This window comes from Chryseobacterium sp. DZ-32 (assembly GCF_059587025.1).
The window spans coordinates 23,506-41,319 of sequence record NZ_JCAIOM010000021.1; the positions used below are offsets into that span (position 1 = coordinate 23,506).

The 17,814-nt window shown below is 34.5% G+C and carries 18 protein-coding genes; 17 read left to right on the plus strand and 1 reads right to left on the minus strand.

The window, feature by feature from the left end; genetic code table 11:
* The first annotated feature begins 935 nt into the window (after positions 1–935).
* The 4 genes from AC59HC_RS19665 (at position 936) to AC59HC_RS19680 (ending at position 4,044) form a co-directional block, all read left to right on the plus strand.
* Positions 936–1,577, plus strand: coding sequence for a porin family protein (locus AC59HC_RS19665; RefSeq protein WP_496559206.1), 642 nt, complete (start codon positions 936–938; stop codon positions 1,575–1,577).
* A 16-nt stretch (positions 1,578–1,593) separates the two neighbouring features.
* Positions 1,594–2,136, plus strand: a complete 543-nt coding sequence (locus tag AC59HC_RS19670; RefSeq protein ID WP_496559207.1) for a HemJ family protein — start codon at positions 1,594–1,596, stop codon at positions 2,134–2,136.
* Between the two features lie 136 nt (positions 2,137–2,272).
* Positions 2,273–3,193, plus strand: coding sequence for an oxygen-dependent coproporphyrinogen oxidase (gene hemF, locus AC59HC_RS19675; RefSeq protein WP_496559208.1), 921 nt, complete (start codon positions 2,273–2,275; stop codon positions 3,191–3,193).
* A gap of 38 nt (positions 3,194–3,231) precedes the next feature.
* Positions 3,232–4,044 carry an RsiV family protein gene (locus AC59HC_RS19680; protein WP_142718477.1) on the plus strand — a complete coding sequence of 271 codons (813 nt, stop codon included), beginning with the start codon at positions 3,232–3,234 and terminating at the stop codon, positions 4,042–4,044.
* Between the two features lie 89 nt (positions 4,045–4,133).
* Here AC59HC_RS19680 and AC59HC_RS19685 read toward each other — a convergent pair whose 3' ends face one another.
* Complete coding sequence (locus tag AC59HC_RS19685; protein ID WP_142718476.1) at positions 4,134–5,189, minus strand: PKD domain-containing protein; 1,056 nt, start codon at positions 5,187–5,189, stop codon at positions 4,134–4,136.
* 266 nt (positions 5,190–5,455) lie between these two features.
* On the opposite strand from AC59HC_RS19685, the gene AC59HC_RS19690 reads away from it, so the two are divergent.
* The 13 genes from AC59HC_RS19690 to AC59HC_RS19750 all read left to right on the plus strand — a co-directional run bounded on the left by AC59HC_RS19690 (position 5,456) and on the right by AC59HC_RS19750 (position 17,814).
* Positions 5,456–6,109 (plus strand): NlpC/P60 family protein, encoded by a 654-nt coding sequence (locus tag AC59HC_RS19690; RefSeq protein WP_142718475.1) that lies wholly within the window; start codon positions 5,456–5,458, stop codon positions 6,107–6,109.
* A gap of 4 nt (positions 6,110–6,113) precedes the next feature.
* On the plus strand, positions 6,114–7,049 hold the full coding sequence (locus tag AC59HC_RS19695) for a type VI secretion system baseplate subunit TssG (RefSeq protein ID WP_142718474.1): 936 nt from the start codon (positions 6,114–6,116) through the stop codon (positions 7,047–7,049).
* Between the two features lie 20 nt (positions 7,050–7,069).
* The gene (locus AC59HC_RS19700) at positions 7,070–8,011 is read left to right on the plus strand and encodes a TssN family type VI secretion system protein (RefSeq protein WP_228451560.1); all 942 of its coding nucleotides are present in this window, start codon (positions 7,070–7,072) and stop codon (positions 8,009–8,011) included.
* Positions 8,012–8,019: 8 nt separating this feature from the next.
* Positions 8,020–9,180, plus strand: coding sequence for a type VI secretion system baseplate subunit TssK (tssK, locus tag AC59HC_RS19705; protein ID WP_496559209.1), 1,161 nt, complete (start codon positions 8,020–8,022; stop codon positions 9,178–9,180).
* A gap of 56 nt (positions 9,181–9,236) precedes the next feature.
* A complete protein-coding gene (gene tssO, locus AC59HC_RS19710) occupies positions 9,237–9,749 on the plus strand; it encodes a type VI secretion system TssO (RefSeq protein WP_142718471.1) in 513 nt (170 codons plus the stop codon).
* The gene (locus AC59HC_RS19715) at positions 9,749–10,288 is read left to right on the plus strand and encodes a hypothetical protein (RefSeq protein ID WP_142718470.1); all 540 of its coding nucleotides are present in this window, start codon (positions 9,749–9,751) and stop codon (positions 10,286–10,288) included. The genes tssO and AC59HC_RS19715 overlap by 1 nt, the downstream gene beginning before the upstream one ends.
* Before the next feature lie 115 nt (positions 10,289–10,403).
* Positions 10,404–10,832 (plus strand): GPW/gp25 family protein, encoded by a 429-nt coding sequence (locus AC59HC_RS19720; RefSeq protein WP_142718469.1) that lies wholly within the window; start codon positions 10,404–10,406, stop codon positions 10,830–10,832.
* 5 nt (positions 10,833–10,837) lie between these two features.
* A complete protein-coding gene (locus tag AC59HC_RS19725) occupies positions 10,838–12,658 on the plus strand; it encodes a type VI secretion system baseplate subunit TssF (protein WP_496559210.1) in 1,821 nt (606 codons plus the stop codon).
* 76 nt (positions 12,659–12,734) lie between these two features.
* A complete protein-coding gene (locus tag AC59HC_RS19730) occupies positions 12,735–13,184 on the plus strand; it encodes a hypothetical protein (protein WP_142718467.1) in 450 nt (149 codons plus the stop codon).
* Positions 13,185–13,195: 11 nt separating this feature from the next.
* Complete coding sequence (locus tag AC59HC_RS19735; RefSeq protein WP_167498870.1) at positions 13,196–14,554, plus strand: DUF5458 family protein; 1,359 nt, start codon at positions 13,196–13,198, stop codon at positions 14,552–14,554.
* Positions 14,555–14,842: 288 nt separating this feature from the next.
* Complete coding sequence (tssD, locus tag AC59HC_RS19740; RefSeq protein WP_142718465.1) at positions 14,843–15,229, plus strand: type VI secretion system tube protein TssD; 387 nt, start codon at positions 14,843–14,845, stop codon at positions 15,227–15,229.
* 85 nt (positions 15,230–15,314) lie between these two features.
* On the plus strand, positions 15,315–15,701 hold the full coding sequence (tssD, locus tag AC59HC_RS19745) for a type VI secretion system tube protein TssD (RefSeq protein ID WP_142718464.1): 387 nt from the start codon (positions 15,315–15,317) through the stop codon (positions 15,699–15,701).
* Between the two features lie 43 nt (positions 15,702–15,744).
* Positions 15,745–17,814, plus strand: coding sequence for a type VI secretion system Vgr family protein (locus tag AC59HC_RS19750; protein WP_496559211.1), 2,070 nt, complete (start codon positions 15,745–15,747; stop codon positions 17,812–17,814).

Genomic DNA, 17,814 nt, shown 5'->3' on the forward strand with positions numbered 1-17,814 from the left:
TATATAAACATCTGAGTTCCTTTTTTTTGATTTTTAATCAAATACTTAGCCGTAAATTTCTATATGTAAAATAATAGTACACAAACGTTTTATTTTTCTTTTCAGATATGCATCTGAACTTTTAATAGTGTTTATTCTGATTAAAGTACATTTAACTCATACTCAAAAGATGGTATCTGTGATTTATGAGTCAGTTTTTATATTGCGTATAACTATATCATAAAATTCCATTATTCCCACAAAAATTTATTAATAATTCACTTTGGGCTACTTACTTGATGTAGTTATCATATAATCACTACGTAAAATTCCATCTAATACTATATTTTGTTTATGCCTAATGGCGGAGATTTTGTTTCTAATTTTGGAATGAACATTTTTCACGTCAATTTTTTGCTAAACAATTAGAGATAAGGATTGCTTAACAGAAGCCTGTATTTTAACCTTAGATTCTCAGGATTGCAATTGCAGATGATCCGTTTATGTGATGTGGAATTCCCAGGTTTATCAGTAAGAAAGAATCAGGAATATAAAGTCTAGTTCTTTAGGTAAGCTTATGCAATTTTCTGCATTAAACTTTTTCATAAAAACTTAATAATCAAAACCGTGGGCCATCTGTTGAACAGATTTAATACAATTTATCTGTAAGATTGTGGCTACAGGAGGAGAATGATAACTACAACTGGAATTTAGCAATTCATGGAATAATATTATTAAAGAACCATTTTATAATAAATAGATATGAAACATTTACAATTAGTAGTTATAGGCATAATTATGTTTTCTTGTCATAGGCTGAAACAGCAGGTATATTTATAGTAATGTACATTCCGACGGGATCTACAGGAAAGAAGTTAATGTTCAGCTTAAGGCCTATCTCGCAGAAGGCATAATGTTTATGGACATCCGAAAATAAATCAATTAATTTTTATTATATGAAAAAACAATCCGTTATTATATTTTTGATGCTCTCAGTAGCAATGACCGCTCAAAAAGTCAATTTTGCAGTGGAAGCAGGTTTTGGATTATCCAATGTACATACTAATGAAACAAGCGGTATTTCAAATGCTTCGGGATTTAATGCAGGTATTTCGACCCGTATACAACTTAATAAGAAATTATGGTTTCAATCAGGTTTATTTTATTCACCTAAAGGAGCCCAAAAGACCATATCAACAGAAAATTCAACCATTAATACCAGACGGGTAATCAATTATTTTGAATTACCAGCTAATATTGTTTATTACTTTGATGGTGAAAAGGCAGGAGGACTGTTCGTATCGACAGGTATGTATGTAGCTCTCGCAGCTGGAGGTCATACCCTTAAGACGGTAACTGGTACAGATAAGAAAATTGAAAAATACAGAAAAGATATTGCATTTGGTCAAAATGTTAATCAGGTTCAACGTTTTGATTACGGACTCAGTGTTGGCTTGGGTTATCAGTCTCCTTTAGGGCTTTACATCAGGGGAGAGTATCAAATAGGATTACATAATGTTGTTAATACAAAGTATCTTTACAACAGAAGTGTCCAGTTAATGATCGGGTATGTTATAAAACATCGAGTAACCCTTTAATTGTTATATATCCGTTATGTTTACTATTATAATCACTTTGGCACACATTCTTTCTACAGTATGTTATTTTTTTGGGATATTTTATGTGGGACAACTGTTTCTATGCTATAAACATACTGATAAATTTCTCAGGGTAAAAAAGAAAATTTTAAGAAGGCAATACCTCTTTACCATTGAAAGGATATGGAATTTAATTGTTGTTCCTAGTGGATTAATGATGCTTACAACGGGGCTGATTATGTTTTTTTTGAACAAACAACTTATTAAGATGCAGTGGTTTGATTTAAAACTGATTTTCCTCACTATGCTGAGCATTTATCATTATTGGTTTTTAGATAAAATCCGCTATTTAAAAGCATTACAAGGCTATGATTTTAAAATACCCTATATAAAATTACAGCAGATCAATGAAGTGGGTATTTTACTATTGTTATTACTGGGATGCAGTGTGGTTTTAAAGTATACGATAATGCTTCATTATGGGCTTATCATTACAGGAATTATTATTCTGATGTTTTTATTGGCTGCAGTTGTAAAATTGCTAAAAAATGAAAAGTAATATCTATTTTATTTGGTACATATTACCAATGATTTATAGAACCGGATACTATGATGATACCTATTCTGATTCTTGTCTTTCTATATTAGATTATAAGTTTAAAAAAGGTAGAATGTGGTATTAATTTATTTTGAAGATGAATATTAAAAACGAATTCATAAACTTTATAGATTTACTCCAGGTACAAATATGTGATGTTCTGGAAACGATAGATGGAAAAGCGGTTTTCAGGCAGGATGTATGGCAGCATCCTGAAGGCGGAGGTGGGCGTACACATGTTATAGAAGGAGGTAATGTATTTGAGAAGGGAGGTGTAAGCACTTCAATTGTTCATGGTAAGATTCCTGCCATGCTGCTTGATAAGAAAGATATACCAGGTAGCCATTTTATGGCCTGTGGGATTTCTGTTATAATTCATCCGGTTAACCCATTTGTTCCTACCGTACATGCTAATTTCCGATATTTTGAACTTTATGATAAAAAAGGAGCTTTAAAAGACCGTTGGTTTGGGGGAGGTGCTGATTTAACCCCTTACTATCTTGAAGAGTGTGATGGTAGTCATTTCCATCGCACATTTAAGAAGGCTTGTGATCCTTTCGGTATAGAGCTCTATTCTTTGTTTAAAAGAAAATGTGATGAATATTTTGTCAATAAACATCGTAATAATGAACCAAGGGGTATCGGAGGAATATTTTACGAGTATATGCGTCCAGATTCTGAAAAAAATATTGAAGATATTCTTGCTTTCTCCCAATCTAATGGTAATGCTTTTTTAAATGCTTATATCCCCCTGGTCATAAGGAACAAGGATGTTCCCTATACTCAGGCACACCGGAGTTGGCAAGCGTATCGGCGTGGACGTTATGTAGAATTTAATCTTATCCATGATCGGGGAACATTATTCGGGATTCAGACCAATGGACGCACGGAATCAGTTCTGATCAGTCTTCCTCCCTTTGCAGAATGGAAATATGATTTTCATCCAGTTCCTGGAAGTCCTGAAGCTCAGATGGAAGAATGGCTTAAACCCAGAGATTGGATTGATACCGGATCTTAATGAATAACTCAGCAAAATTTTAACACAAATATATTATTATGAAAAATTTGATTGTTATTTCAAGTATTGTTTTTTTTTCCATGACAGCCTGTAAAAAAGCTGAATCTCATCCTTTAGCCCAGAAGGAAATATACGCTATTGATTCTATAAATATTACAGATACAATAAAAATTACTGATTCTCTTTCTCTGATCTATTCTTCAAATGAGCTTTACTTGCCATTCATACAGAATCCTGATTTACTCAACAGTATTTATTTCAGGTCTGAAGACTCATATCATTTTTCGAAATCGGAACTGAAAATTTCTGTAGAAAAAGATATGTTAAAGCATTATGATGAGTTAAACAAGCTTTATAAGTTAAAAAGGCTTAATGGCTTGTGGGTATACAAGAATCAAATGCAGATGAAATTTTTGCAATACCAGTATATGCATATTCAATATACTGACATCCATAATGAAGGTGATAAAATTAAACAATGTATCTATAAGGATAAAATGTTTGATCTTAAGAATAATAAAGAAATGGCTCTCGGTGATATCACCAATATATCCACAAATCAGCTTTTGGCACTTTTGAAGAAAAATATGTACAAAGTCTTTTTTAATATGGCGGGTGATGTAAGAATTAATGAATTTGATGAAAAAATATTCAAGATGAATGGATTACGTGAAATTCCGAATACGAATAACTTTTACTTTGATACCAAAGGCTTGTATTTTCATTACAATCCTTATGAAATCCTTTCTTCTTCCTCTGTTGATTTTGTGATTCCCATTTCCTGGGAACAATTAGAGGGAACCTTAAACTCTGAGTTTAAACAAAGAATGAATATTCCTAAAAGTAACTGATACAAATAGAATTCAATTATAATTATACCGGCTGTTTATCGTCCGGTTTCTTTTTTTTTATATTTTTAAATTTCAAGTCTTTTATTTTTTTACTCTTTCATCCACATCATAAATTTCTTAGTTTTATACTCAATAGTAACATGCTCTATACAATTTTGCTGATTTTTTTCTATTCTCAAGAGTGTAATTTTTATTTTTTTTCCATTAATAAGCTGGCAGAACTGTTCGAATGAAATTATTTTTTTCTTGTTAACAACGACAGGGATGTCATATTTACTGCACATATAAGGGGCGAAATCTTCTTTGGTTTTTGACTCCGCAGCTACTTGCTGCAGTAATATTCTGAACTTCTCGTTAGAAATTTCAGGCACATTAATTCGGTTGGTTACTGTATCTTTTTTAGCGGTGGATTTTGGAGAGACAGGAATATATTTTAATGCGTCTACCAACGGATCTTTCTCCGGATTTCCAACCGGTAATGAAAAAGAAGAATGAGGCTTTTCAAATTCATAGGAACTGATATCAATTTTAGGCTTTTCCTGTTTAAGCATAGGCGCAACATAAATAGTTTTTGTTGCAGAGTGCTGCACATCACCGTTAACGACAAGGGTGATTTTCTTGGGGCCTTCTGAATTAAATTGATAGGAAGTTATCTGGTCTACGGCATCAATCTGATTCGATTCTCCAAAATTCCATTCCCACGAAACACCATCTTTTTTTATAGCGTTAAAAGTAACTGTTTTCCCTGCCGTAACAACATTCGGAGCGATAATCAAAGGTAGATTTTCACTATGCTCATCAGTGTTGTGTATGGTTACCAGCTTTTGATGAACACAATTTTTATTAATGGTCAAAGTAATAATATAATCGCCTGGCTTTTGATATGAGTGAAGCGTACGTTGTCTTTTGTCCACTTGTGTACTGTCACCAAAATCCCATTCCCAGCTTTTTGCCCCTGGTGTACTATCATGAAATTCCACTACTTTATGGGTGGTAAACTCCTTTGCATACACTATAAATCTGGCATTTTCACAATCTATATGCCGGCTGTACTGATAAATTAATAAAATAGTACCTAAAGATAAAAGTAATATGATGGTCCAAAAAACTTTAGGATCCAGACTGGAAGAAAAATAAGATTTCATTGTTTTTGTGTTTATTACAATGATATAAAATGGTTAGTTATTGCAACTTGTTTTATATCAATATTTTATGTTGTAATTTTATCGATTTTATTCTATGCCATTTCATGATTTGAATCATGAAAATGAGAAAATTCATCCTATACATTTGTGCATCTTTAGTACAAAAAAATTATACAATAAATTTTTGATTTTGATGATTTCCTGTCTTGCATCATTATACAGTATCAGATAGTCTGTACTTGTTTTTAATACCCTATATAAAAAAGATGAAATTGTATTTAGACCAACATTGGGTTGCAGTAATAACTCTTCTTTCGCTATTGGGACTTATTTCCTGTAGCAGCAGAAGGTATATCGAAGAACTTCCGTATCTGCATTCTTCGGAGCAATATACTGAAGAATTAAATTGGGTCAAGAGTCGTGCTGATTCTGCTTTTAATACGGAGAATGAGCACAGTGAAAAACTAAATGATGAAGAAATGGATATCATGGAAAGGTATTCTATTATAATGGGGGTAATGCCTAAAAAAGTTACCAATTATAAACTATATTCTTTTATTGATCAGTGGATGGGAAGGTCCGCCAACAAGCAAACGTTTGATCAGAAAAACGGGGTAAATTGTGCTCAGTTTACTTCTTTACTTTTTAACGAAGTATATCAGGAAACACTTTCTCCAATCCCTGAAAAAGTTTTTCGTTCAAAAGATATTGAATTATTTACCGGCAGGAGTTTTCTGCAGGAGGGGGATATTTTATTTTTCCGATATGATAAATTACATCCTATTTCTGATGAAGGTATATATCTGCAAAATAACAGAATAGTTGCCTGTACAGCCGGTGGATTAAATATCTATGATTTTAATGACAAGTATTTTCAGCTGAGATATATAGCTGCAGGAAGATTAAAACCTAAAAGCTGAAAGAATGAAACATTTTGAAAATATTGCCAAGCAGATCAACTCTTTACCTTATGATATCAGAGCAGAGGTGATTATTAATAATTTATTGGAAAATAATGATTTACAATCCGACAATTTCATTGTAGAAAAGGATGGACAGTTTTCAAGGGCATATCGTTATGATGTTCTGGATGCGGAGTCGGGCAATTATAGCTTTGGAAGTGAAGCCTTTTTAAAGCTCGTTTTGTCCCGTGACAGCATATATGATATGCTGCCTGAAAATATAGTGCATGATATCAGTAATCATACCGCAGAAAATAATGTGGATATCATGATACAGGAATACAGGATTAAAAAACAGGATCAAAAGAATTCAAGGCTTTTTTTCCAACCATTTGAAAATGAAATTTTCAGTTATGGAATCCGTATTGAAAATTTTGAACAGGACCTTTTTTGCCAACTGCATAGTTCAAATTCTCCTGAATTATTTTATGAACTGTGGGGTATCAGAAAAGATGTACCCCCCGAGATGGCTTCCCGGTTAATCAGAATCTTACCATTTGCTTATAAAATTGTAGGCAATACTGCTGTAACCTGTCGGGTGTTTTCTTTACTTATGGAAGAAGAGGTAAGGATAAGCCGAAAAAGCTGGAAAAAATACTATGATGATATGCAGAATAGCTGTCTGGGTAGTTGTAAGCTAGGGCTAGACATGGTGTCAGGTAATAATTACGATCACTATACGGATCATATCAATCTGTCAATAGGACCTCTAAAAAACGGGCTTTTTTCAGATTACCTGAATGAGGGAAAAAGAAAGTGGTTTTTGGATTTGCTTTGTTCCTATTTCTTTTCGGCTGAAACGGAAATAGAGATTACAATTCTGCTTTCAAAGCAAGAAGAAGATTTCGATTTGAATGTGACAAAAGATACTGTTTTAGGATATAATACAAGGATATAATGCAACTGAAGAAGTATTTTATGAATTTGCTGGAACCCGAAATTTTGGTTTTCATTCTTGTTCTGCTTTCTGTTTGTATTATCCTTACTGCAATTTTCAGACGCAGAATACCGGATTTTAAAAGCATATACGGCTCCAAATTCAATTCATATCTTTTGGGGGTAATGATTGTCAGCTCATTGATTGGTTTTGTTGGATATAATCAACTTTTCGCGGATCATATACAGCTTGAGTTTATTTTTTATCAGTTAAGTTCGTTAGCTGTGGGAAGCTTACATTGTTATATATACAGAACTTTTTTTAGAAAATTCGGGGATGAGGTAAAGGGACTGGAATACTTTTTTGTACTGTTAATGATTGGTTACAGTATTATTCCTTTTGCTTTAATCTATACTTTCTTCAATGGAATTCAGTTTGTTTTTCTCATGTCGGGACAGTATGTTTTATTTTTTCTTCCCACAGTATTGAACGAAACTTTTAACAGGGCAATGGCTATTCCTCCTCAGATTTATAGGACCTGGCATTTTCCTGAAAATTATAAGAACCTTCCAGGAGTTACAGATGAAGAAATGAAAGACCTAGTGGTTTTTACCTTACTTATTGATAAGGACCGGAATGCAAAAAATTACAGTGCCTATAAAGCCAAAGGCCCTACTAGGATTGACTTCGGCCGGCTTTTTTACAGTTTTATATTAGACTATAATGAAAAGAACTCGGAAAGCGAGATAAAAGTAGAAGGAGAAAATGGTTTTTATGATTGGGTGTTTTTTTTACGGCCCAAATGGTATGAATCTACCAAATATGTGGACGCGGACCTGCCTCTTTATATGAATGGTATTGAAGAAAACAGTGTGGTAATCTGTGCACGGGCGCAGCATATGATTGTCGAAGAAAATTTGAATGATAATGATAATATACCTGACTTTGAATATAAAGAAAGGGAATATGACGAATTAAAATAACAAATAAAATGATAGAAAAGTTAAAATATTTTCCTGTGCATTGGATAGATGGCATGAAGATTAATAAAGGACATTTTACAGATATTCAAAATTTTATAAGTGACTCTGTACGCGATTCAATCGGAGTTCATACATCACCAGTGGATTATGGTCTTCTACCTGTTAATGACGCTGTAAAAGTCAGCACGTCCGTAGATCAGCATAAATTGCTAAAAGTTGTTCTGGAAGAATGTCAGGCTATTACACCGAACGGATCCCGAATTGATATCAGTACCCATGATACTGGATTTTCTGAATACGCACTTTTATCCCCTGATTCAAACTATGTGATCAAGGATGAAGAAGATATTAACCTGATGGTATGTATTTCGGTAAACCATTTCAACAGAGTTCCTTTTGGAGAGCTTGATCCTGATGAAAATCCTCCGAGATATCCTTATACAAAGCCAAAATATTCCTTGGAACTTATTGCGGAAAGCGAATTGAGAAACACATTGGGATTTAGATCAGGGTACCTTATGGTTGCAAGAATAATTATAAGTGCAGGAGAATGTACTATAGATGAAGATTATATACCCCCTTGTGTAAGTGTATCAAGCCATACAAAGTTAAAAAAACTCTACGTTGAAATTGACCGCTTTTACGGTCAGGTTGAACTCTTTGCATCTCAGATCAAACAAAAAATCCGTGCTAAAAAACAAAATAATCTGTTATCGTTACTGGTGGATGATATAGCAGAGAAAGTAGTCTGTTACCTCGGATCGGAAATAAATCGTTACCGGTGGTCTGCTCCGTATTCTCCTCCGGTTTATATGCTTTCATCAGTCATTACTTTAGGAAGGATACTTAAGAATTGCCTAGAAACCTATACGGGTTGTGGAAAAGAAGAATTATTGAATTACCTTACAGAATGGTGTAACATAAGCCAGGGGGATTTTGAATCAATTTTTTCCGAAGTACTGAATGCTGAGTATAATCATAATCAGATAGGTTCGGTTGTTCTAAAAATAGAGCGGTTTATTAAAACAGCAGAAGAGATATTTTCCATTCTTAACCAATTGGATTATATCGGTAAAAAAAGAGATGGCAGTATTTTTATTTCTGAAAATCAGAATGACCGCGATGCAATTATTCATTCCAAGCGAAGTCACTCATTTTTAGCAGATTAATTCATTCCAAGCGAAGTCACTCTTTTAGCAGATTAATAATTTTATGACCTTATATTATGGAAATCCTTAATAAAAAAGAACGATTACGTGCATTTCTGTTTTTTATTTTCTTCTTTTTAACTGCTGTATTTACGTTAGTTACAGGCCTCTTTTTTAATACCTACTTCCCATTTAAGGAGAACTCATTGTTAAAAGCTGAAAATAATACACTTAGAAAGGAAATGGAAATTCAGGATCATTTTTCTTTTCAATTGGAAAAAGTGAAGTCGGCTGTAGATTCTATAGGAGCTCCGGGGAAGAACGATTTCTTTAATGAAAACTTAGCATTATCGGTTCTTGCAGATATGTATCAGAAGATACCGAAAGATAGTATTAAAAATGAGGTGATGTACAATAACATTATCATTGGTTATAAAGACTTGGTCGATCGTAAGAAAGAGATAAGACGATTATCCTCGACCGGGAAGGCTGCGGATAGTTTACAGGCAATCAATAAAATCCTAAGACAGGAATATGATAAGGTAAAAACTGATCTGGATGTTTGCCGACAATTATATAAATCTCAGTAATGAACCGCTTCAAAACCTGTTTTACCATATTATGTATTGCTTTTGGAGAGATTTTTTTGCACGCGCAAATAATAGCAGACTCTAACTCGAAAGCAGCTCAGTTCGATTGTAAAATAACCCAGAATAAGGAAAAACTGCAAAATAAAAATTTCATCAGTACACCAGATCTGCGGCTGAGAGCGAACAATGAGGAACTTGTTTATGCAGTGATGCAGTTTGGAAAAAGGAGCCATAGTATTTTTATGTATATCAGGATTATCGATAAAAATGTATGTATTAAAAAAGATCAGATCCTGGAGATACAATATACCAACGGGGAAACAGTCAGTTATAAAAATGACTATTCAGTAAACTGTGATGGCATCTTCGTGAGAAAATTTGATAAAAAAGAAGTAAGAAAAATCAGCGAAAATGAAATGACTGTTATCAAAATATATACCTACCAAAAAAACTACGAGTTTTTGGTCAATGGTACACTAAACTATGATATAAGCAATCAGATTCATTGTCTGACTGCTTACAAGATGAAATCAATGTAGGCTATAAATTATCATAATGATAAATGGAAATGATTATGAAGCTATCATTACATAATGAATATTTTAGCTCTTAAAAAAACTTACGAGTAGTAAAAAACGATTTAAAGATATATGTATGAGAGGAACTTATTATAAGATACCCATCGACTTTGCTAGCATTATAGATGAAAGAAATGCTGAAAAGGTGTCCATTGAGCAATCGATTAATCAGCATCTTTTTATTATTGTCACTACACCTTTAGGAAGATGCAAATTTGATGATAGTTTCGGAACCGAAATTTTTGAAGTTGACTTTGATCTTCCCAGAAGTGATAATTCAATCAAAGAATTTATTACAAAGGCTGTAACGGAATCCATTATTAAACGTGAGCAAAGGCTTTTGCTGGAAGATATAGAAGTAGCCGTAAAAAATGCAGATATAGGAAATGCAGAGAGAAAAAGAGCAAAAAAAAAGGTTATGGTATCGGTAAAAGGGTTGGTTAAAGAAACGGACAGACCTTTCTTTTTTCAAAAGTCATTTTTTATAGGACCTCTTTCATATTAAATAGTATGAATCAAGAAAAAATAAAAGACAGAATATTCCGCAGAGCGGCAAAACTCTGGGGATATAACGAACTGCGAGCAGATTCTTCCTTTGATCCTATTGTTGGTCTTATGTTATCAGCAACAGCCTCGGAACTTGAAAAACTCGGATTTGAATTGGAAAATTCCAAGGCACGTATAATAGAACGTGTTATTGAAGTGCTGTTTCCGGAAGAGATTTCCGGAGTAACCCCCTCAAGATCACTGCTTCAGGTGTTTCCCGTTGAGAATGGATCTAAGATATCGTTACATGATCATTTCAAAATGGAAAAAAAGATATCAAATGGGGCTCACCGCAGTGAGGTAACAGGTAAGGATATTTATTTTTGTCCGACAATAGAAGCTTGTCTGACTACAGCCAGAGTTGAATATATTGCTCATGGTAAAATTATTAAGGAAGTTGCGAGTTCTTTTTCCGGAACTGTATTGCAGAAAAGTAAGAGTCATATTCCGGCAGGTGAAATATGGATAGGTATTCGTACTCCGGATAAAGAATCTCTTAAAAATCTGATGTTTTACATTGATATTAATAATCCATATCAAAAAGAGTTGTTTTCCCATTATATCAAGCAGGTTAAAGTGTATTCAGGTGATCAGGAATTGGAGCTTACCGCAGGTTATAATGTAGACCAGCAGGTAATTGATTTTGAAAATATCCTTGTGGAGAATTACTTGGAGCTTAAGCATATATATCAGGAGGTGAATACATATTATTACTCCCGTTACTTTACTTTAAAGGAAAAGATCAGACCTACAAATGGGCGGAGCGAGGAGCTTTTTACTTGGTACTTCCCTGATAGCAGCCTTTCTGAAGAAGAAGATTTGATTTGGCTTAGATTTAAGTTTCCTGAAGCCGTTGAAGAGGATGTATTGCAGAATATAAGTATTATTCTTAATTGTATTCCGGTTGTCAATATATATAATGTTAAAACCTATAGAAGAGCTTTAGGAAGACTTGATATTCTGCCGATTCAATCCGAAGATCATTTTTTAGCTTTAGATTATGTCTCTGATGATGCAGGGCGAAGATTTGATGTAAAAAACTATTCTACAGGAGGAGATAACGTTTCGGCTATTTTGAGGAAAGGAGGGGTATCTAGGTTTGACCGTCGCAATGCCTCCGAGCTTCTGCAATATCTGTTAGAGGTTATAAAAGATGAAACAGCTGCCTTTTCAGCAATAGGAGGTGATTCCACCCGGGAGATGCTAGTGCAGATCAGTCAGAATATGGCAGCACTGCATCAGCTTGCTCAGGAAAAGAATTTTTCATATATACATAACCCATATCTTATTATCACAGGCAATACTCTAAAATCTGAAGCTTCATATAATATTTCTTATTGGAATACACAGGCGGAAGAGGCCAATCATATCAGGCCGGGAACATTGTTTGTTGCAGACCAGCCGGGAACTCTGATGTGTGAAAGAAATTCTGTAATGATCACCACCTCACTTGGTGGAAGAAAGAGTCTTTCACCCCAGGATAAAATTTTAGAATTCAGAGCAGCGCTGCTTAGCAGAGGGAGAGTGGTAACTCCGGCAGATATTAAAGAATCTGCTATTAGGCATTTTAAAGATACTATAATAGATGTTAAAGTACAAAAAGGAACCAGGAAAGAAGCAGCCTTAAAAGAAGGATTCAGCAGAACAATAGATATTCATCTTTTTAAAAATCCTGACATTAAAGAGATTCATGAAGATGAATGGAAATATTTATGTGATAGCTTTCTGCTTCATCTTAAAAATAATTCTGTTCATATGCTTCCTTACAGGATTTTTGAAAATTAAGTATACAGTTGGTTCATAGCCGGAGGCAATGTTGGCCGCTCTAAAAACGAAGATAAATAATTAAAAAATACATACTATGTTATCAAACAAAGGAATTGGAGGAAACGAAGTTCCACCAGAAATAAGCGAATCCATTTTTGAAATTCCTCAGAACAGGACGCTACTAGCACAGAAATTAACTGCTCATGATCCTGTTAAACCTGAACTTGTAGAAGGATTAGATACAGTAGAAAAAGTTTTTGAACACTTTAAACCAGAAATTAAAGTTGATTTTGAAGATGAAAACGGAACCTCTAAAATAGAATCACTCAAATTTAATAATCTGGGAGATTTCGGAATAAAAGGTATTACAAAACAGAGTGACTTCCTATCAGGATTGGAAACGGAAAAAAATCAATATCAGCAAATCATCAGGCAGCTCAAGACCAATAAAATATTAAAAGCAGCCATAGAAGATCCGGATGCACGGAAAGCCCTATACAGCACTTTGCAGTCTCTGATCCTGGAATTGGAAAATAATAAATAAAAAGAAGTATTATGGACAAGCAACAACAATTACAACAACATACCACTCAAGAAAGGTTTAGAGAAAATTACGCACAGCCGGACAACCTTGTAGCGCTGGCCCGTTATGGTGGTTTTGACTTGCTGGAAATATCTATTGATGGAGTACAGAATATCAATCCCGACAGAAGGGCCAGAAAAAGAATTTTTTTAACTGAGCCAGGTAAAGAAAAAGAAAAAGAAACCTTGAAAAAGACTCTGAAATTATGGGTAAGTGTGTTGTCTAACAGCGAATCACTATCGGATATGATTACAGATTGTGAAGAAAGAAAAAAATGTGCGGAACAGCTGTTAGTAAACAATTTATCGAAAGCTATTGAAGACAGTAGGGAAATAGAGGCTAATTACAGAACTGTTGCCTTATTCTACAAAAATACGGAATCAGCCAAGGTAAAAAACATTACCATTGTTAATGCAACGTTGGAGCAGTTAAAAGATCTGGATAATACACGTTTTATTGATACCATACATACGGAACTTACGGATAATTACGACAGACTTGACCTTAAAAATAATTATGGAATCTTGGTTATTCCGGGATATCTGGGATCCAATAAAGTAATAGAGAAATGGGCAAAACTAGTGTATGAAAATAAGGTAATGCTTGTTACAGATTTTGAGCACCTCGATGAACCGGATGACGTAATGGAGATGTTTGATCAGGCATATCTTACGGGAGGGGATGTATACAGATCAAATGTTCTGATGACCTGCAATTGGCTTGTAGGAAGAGGAAGGTTTGAAGAAATCGAGGAACGCGAAAATATGTATATACCTCCTTCTACAGCTTTGGCAGGAAAGATCTATAAAACCCTTATGTCGCAGGTTACTGCGGGAAAGAAGTTCGGAGGAATTAACGAAGTGGAAGGAGTAAAATTTGATCTTAAAAAAAGTGAAATTGCCAATCTTGAGAATCTGGGGCTTATTCCTATGGTAAATGAATATGGAAAGGTTATGGCCTTTTCAGGAAAAACCCTTTTTAACGGAGATAATTTAGGTCTACAAACGTATTCCGTAGTGAGGGTTTTTGATTATGTGACTAAGGTTCTGATGGATTTTCTAAACCGAAGAGCTTTCGAAAATTTCACGGCAGTAACCCGTAAAGAAATCATGAATCAGATTGTTGGTTTCTTGGACAGCATTGCGGGTCCCGGTAAATTAATTGAGAATTTTGAGATCAAAAGATTTGAACAAGATCCCGTTCAGAAGGATAGAATTCACCTTGATATTCATATGAAACCCTATTTCCCTGCTAAAAACTTCTTGATCAAGATGGATGGGCATAAAGGGGACCAGGGTAATGAATGGGATACAGAATATAAGCAAAACTAGAATGAAATATCAGAAGATCATTATGTAATATGTTCAGGAATATGTATCATGAAAATCACAATATAATATCGGGAAGCTGGGTAATGTAAAAACCAGATAAAGGAATATTGATACAACCAAATTAAACAGGATTTCTATTCTATTACCTTTCCCCGTTTTAAGCAAAAATTACAAACAGCCTCACTGCGATGAACGATTATTTTTAAGGCCCATCCTTAAGAATTAACGGGTTGCTTGTTTGGGCGAGTATTGTATTTCAATATTTATTAATCATTAAATTTTAAAGTTATGTCATTTAAAGCAAAGTTAAAAGTGGCTGGTAAAGAGTATAATATACTTAAAGTAAGCTACGGATTATTTCAGGAAACTGATGCAACAGGAAGACCTTCCACCGTTACAAGGGGTGGAAAGATTGATATTGTATTAGAAGGTACAGGGTCTACCGATCTTTTCGAGTGGATGACCAATTCTTTTGAAAGAAAAGACGGGTGTATTGTATTCGCTAAGCGGGATAGTGAAGCTACTCTCAAAGAATTGAAATTCACTGAGGGATATCTGGTAAAGCACAATGAAGATTTTGATTCTACTGGAGATAATCCATTGACTGAAGCATTTACGATTTCAGCAAGAAAAATCGAAATGGGGACCGGGGCCTATGAAAATGAATGGGTATAAACCTTAAGGATAAGCAGTAGTAATCTGTTTACTGCTGCTTATCTTATTATTATATGTTTATTATTTAACTATAAGCTAATCTATTATGTCATTTTTATCCAAATTAGAACTGGATGGTATTACGTACAACATTCTCGAATGTCAATATGGTTTTACCCAAGCAACAGATAATACAGGGAAACCACAAGGAATACCACAGGGAGGAGAGATTATTATTAAGATTGAAAGTACAGGAAACCCCGAACTTTTGAGCTGGATGCTGGATCATAATCAGACAAAAAACGGTAAGATAATTTTTTACCGTCGTGATGCTATAAGTAAACTTCAGGAATTGGTTTTTGAAAAAGCCTACTGCATCGGATTTAAAGAAAAATTTGATGCCAACAGCACCCAGCCTTTACAAATTGAAATGCGCATGATTGCAAAGAAGTTTGATCTTAATAATGCAATTCATGAAAAAATGTGGAAATAACAAGCGGATATTGAATTAAGTAAAATTTCAATGCAATTTGGTCATGTCGAAAAAAATATATAACTCTATATCGTCTGATAATTCATCGGATGTATCCAATAGCATCTACGCAGTACAGAATCCTTATTTTCAACTGACAAATTCTGTCCTGAAAGAAAAGGAAAGCCCTTTAGTTTATTGTACATTGGTGCTTGAGGGAAAACCGTTCCTTGAAAAATCAAGTTTTTCACTGGAACTTTATCAGGTTACTAATGATCATGATGGTTTTAATATCATTGTTCCTGACGATGCACTTGATCGTTTTGAAGGGTATTTAATGGAAAACTCTAAAACTCTACTTGGAAAAAATATCACTCTTTCTTTCCATCGTTTTGGAAGTATAAGGCAGTCTTTTAGCGGAATTATTACCAATATTAAAAATAGGAAAGAAAATGGATATGGTAAGCTGATCATAACCGGAAATGCACCTACGATTCTTTTGGAAAATGGCAAAGCCTGCCATAGTTTTGAGAACAGAAAGCTTAATGAGATTGTAAAAGAATCAACCGAGGAGCATGCGGATATTAAAGTAGTTATTGAAAACCTTAATACTCAGTATACTTTACCGTATACTGTACAATATAAAGAATCGGACTATCAATTTATCCGAAGGCTTGCCATTCGGTATGGGGAGTACTTTTATTATAACGGGCAAGAATTGGTATTTGGTAATAAAGTGCAGCCTATAGTTGTTCTTGAAGAAAATATTGATCTCATTGAGGTAGAATTTGAACTAAACATCAGGCCCCAGGATTTTGAGTATACTGTTTATGACGCAAAGAAGGGAATCAATACAAAAACAAAGTCTTCTTCAATTCGTTCCCAATATAAAGAAAACCACTTTCAGGCTATTGCTATTAATGCTTCTAAAGGAGTATATAAAAAGAAACAGCAAATGTTGTTCAACTACAGTGGTATTTCCGATGTTACTGAAAAAGAGTTAAAGGAGGCAGTAACAAAAGAGAAGGAAACCAGGGAAAACCTGGTTTGTATAAAGGGGAAAAGCAAAGATCCCGAGGTAAAAATCGGGGGAAGGGTTCAGCTGATTGATATTAACGGAAAGGCAATGGAAACGTACCGGATTACTGAAATTACACATTTTCATGACGGAAATATTTATTACAATGAATTTGCAGGGATTCCCGATCTGTATATTGCGCCTTATCAGGATGGTGAAGCTGTTCCCTTAGGTGAGCAGCAATCAGCTAGGGTAATAGATAATAATGATCCTCTGGGAATGGGAAGAGTGAGGGTTCAGTTTCCATGGCAGGAAAACAAAGGGACTAGTTCACCGTGGCTCCGTTTGCTTCAACCTCATGGAGGTGACGGGAAGGGGTTCTATTTTGTGCCAGAGAAAGGTGAGGAAATCTCAGTTGGGTTTGAAAGCAATAACGCAGAAAAGCCGTATGTTATGGGAACCCATTATAACGGATCTGAAAAAAGTGGCTATCAGACGGAGAATAATTCTAAAAAAATAATTCAAACGCGGAGTGGTAACCGTATTGAAATGGATGATGAGGCAGGTAGTATAACTATACGAGACGCTGGTAATAACACTATTGTTATGGATGGAAAAGGAAATATTGAAATTAATGCACCTAAAACGATTCATCTTACTGCAGGTGCAGAAATTAAAATGGTAGCCGGAGCTAAAATATCTGCTACAACCGTCAATATGGAGCAAATGATAGCGAATAAACTGGAAACTACGGCCACGCAGATCAGTTCTAAGGCCATCGCAAAAATTGAGCAGTCGGCCCTTGAAATTATAACTAAAGGTGAAAAGAAACTTGATCTTAAAACGAAAGAACTTACATTGAATGCCGAAGAGAAATTAATGATGCATTCAGATAAGGAGGCTATTGTCAATGGTAAATCCACTGTAGGAATAAAGGGTGGTAAAATCAGCATGGATAATAAACCCAAAGGACCTGAAAAAACCAAGAAGGAAAAAGATCTGGAAAAAGTAAAAGAGGTTGGTCTGGATAAAATTATTCCAGCAAGTGTTGATAAAGGGGTGGAATATCTGGACAAATATAAAAAATTAACAACAGACCCTACCCAAAAAAAGTAG

What these genes read in the sequence shown, in the direction of transcription:
- AC59HC_RS19665 (WP_496559206.1), top strand. Translation starts at nt 936, where the DNA reads ATGAAAAAACAATCCGTTATTATATTTTTGATGCTCTCAGTAGCAATG.
- AC59HC_RS19700 (WP_228451560.1), top strand. Translation starts at nt 7,070, where the DNA reads ATGAATTTGCTGGAACCCGAAATTTTGGTTTTCATTCTTGTTCTGCTT.
- AC59HC_RS19730 (WP_142718467.1), top strand. Translation starts at nt 12,735, where the DNA reads ATGTTATCAAACAAAGGAATTGGAGGAAACGAAGTTCCACCAGAAATA.
- AC59HC_RS19715 (WP_142718470.1), top strand. Translation starts at nt 9,749, where the DNA reads ATGAACCGCTTCAAAACCTGTTTTACCATATTATGTATTGCTTTTGGA.
- tssK (WP_496559209.1), top strand. Translation starts at nt 8,020, where the DNA reads ATGATAGAAAAGTTAAAATATTTTCCTGTGCATTGGATAGATGGCATG.
- AC59HC_RS19735 (WP_167498870.1), top strand. Translation starts at nt 13,196, where the DNA reads ATGGACAAGCAACAACAATTACAACAACATACCACTCAAGAAAGGTTT.
- AC59HC_RS19725 (WP_496559210.1), top strand. Translation starts at nt 10,838, where the DNA reads ATGAATCAAGAAAAAATAAAAGACAGAATATTCCGCAGAGCGGCAAAA.
- AC59HC_RS19695 (WP_142718474.1), top strand. Translation starts at nt 6,114, where the DNA reads ATGAAACATTTTGAAAATATTGCCAAGCAGATCAACTCTTTACCTTAT.
- AC59HC_RS19750 (WP_496559211.1), top strand. Translation starts at nt 15,745, where the DNA reads ATGTCGAAAAAAATATATAACTCTATATCGTCTGATAATTCATCGGAT.
- AC59HC_RS19680 (WP_142718477.1), top strand. Translation starts at nt 3,232, where the DNA reads ATGAAAAATTTGATTGTTATTTCAAGTATTGTTTTTTTTTCCATGACA.
- tssD (WP_142718465.1), top strand. Translation starts at nt 14,843, where the DNA reads ATGTCATTTAAAGCAAAGTTAAAAGTGGCTGGTAAAGAGTATAATATA.
- AC59HC_RS19670 (WP_496559207.1), top strand. Translation starts at nt 1,594, where the DNA reads ATGTTTACTATTATAATCACTTTGGCACACATTCTTTCTACAGTATGT.
- AC59HC_RS19720 (WP_142718469.1), top strand. Translation starts at nt 10,404, where the DNA reads ATGAGAGGAACTTATTATAAGATACCCATCGACTTTGCTAGCATTATA.
- AC59HC_RS19690 (WP_142718475.1), top strand. Translation starts at nt 5,456, where the DNA reads ATGAAATTGTATTTAGACCAACATTGGGTTGCAGTAATAACTCTTCTT.
- hemF (WP_496559208.1), top strand. Translation starts at nt 2,273, where the DNA reads ATGAATATTAAAAACGAATTCATAAACTTTATAGATTTACTCCAGGTA.
- tssD (WP_142718464.1), top strand. Translation starts at nt 15,315, where the DNA reads ATGTCATTTTTATCCAAATTAGAACTGGATGGTATTACGTACAACATT.
- AC59HC_RS19685 (WP_142718476.1), bottom strand. Translation starts at nt 5,189, where the DNA reads ATGAAATCTTATTTTTCTTCCAGTCTGGATCCTAAAGTTTTTTGGACC.
- tssO (WP_142718471.1), top strand. Translation starts at nt 9,237, where the DNA reads ATGGAAATCCTTAATAAAAAAGAACGATTACGTGCATTTCTGTTTTTT.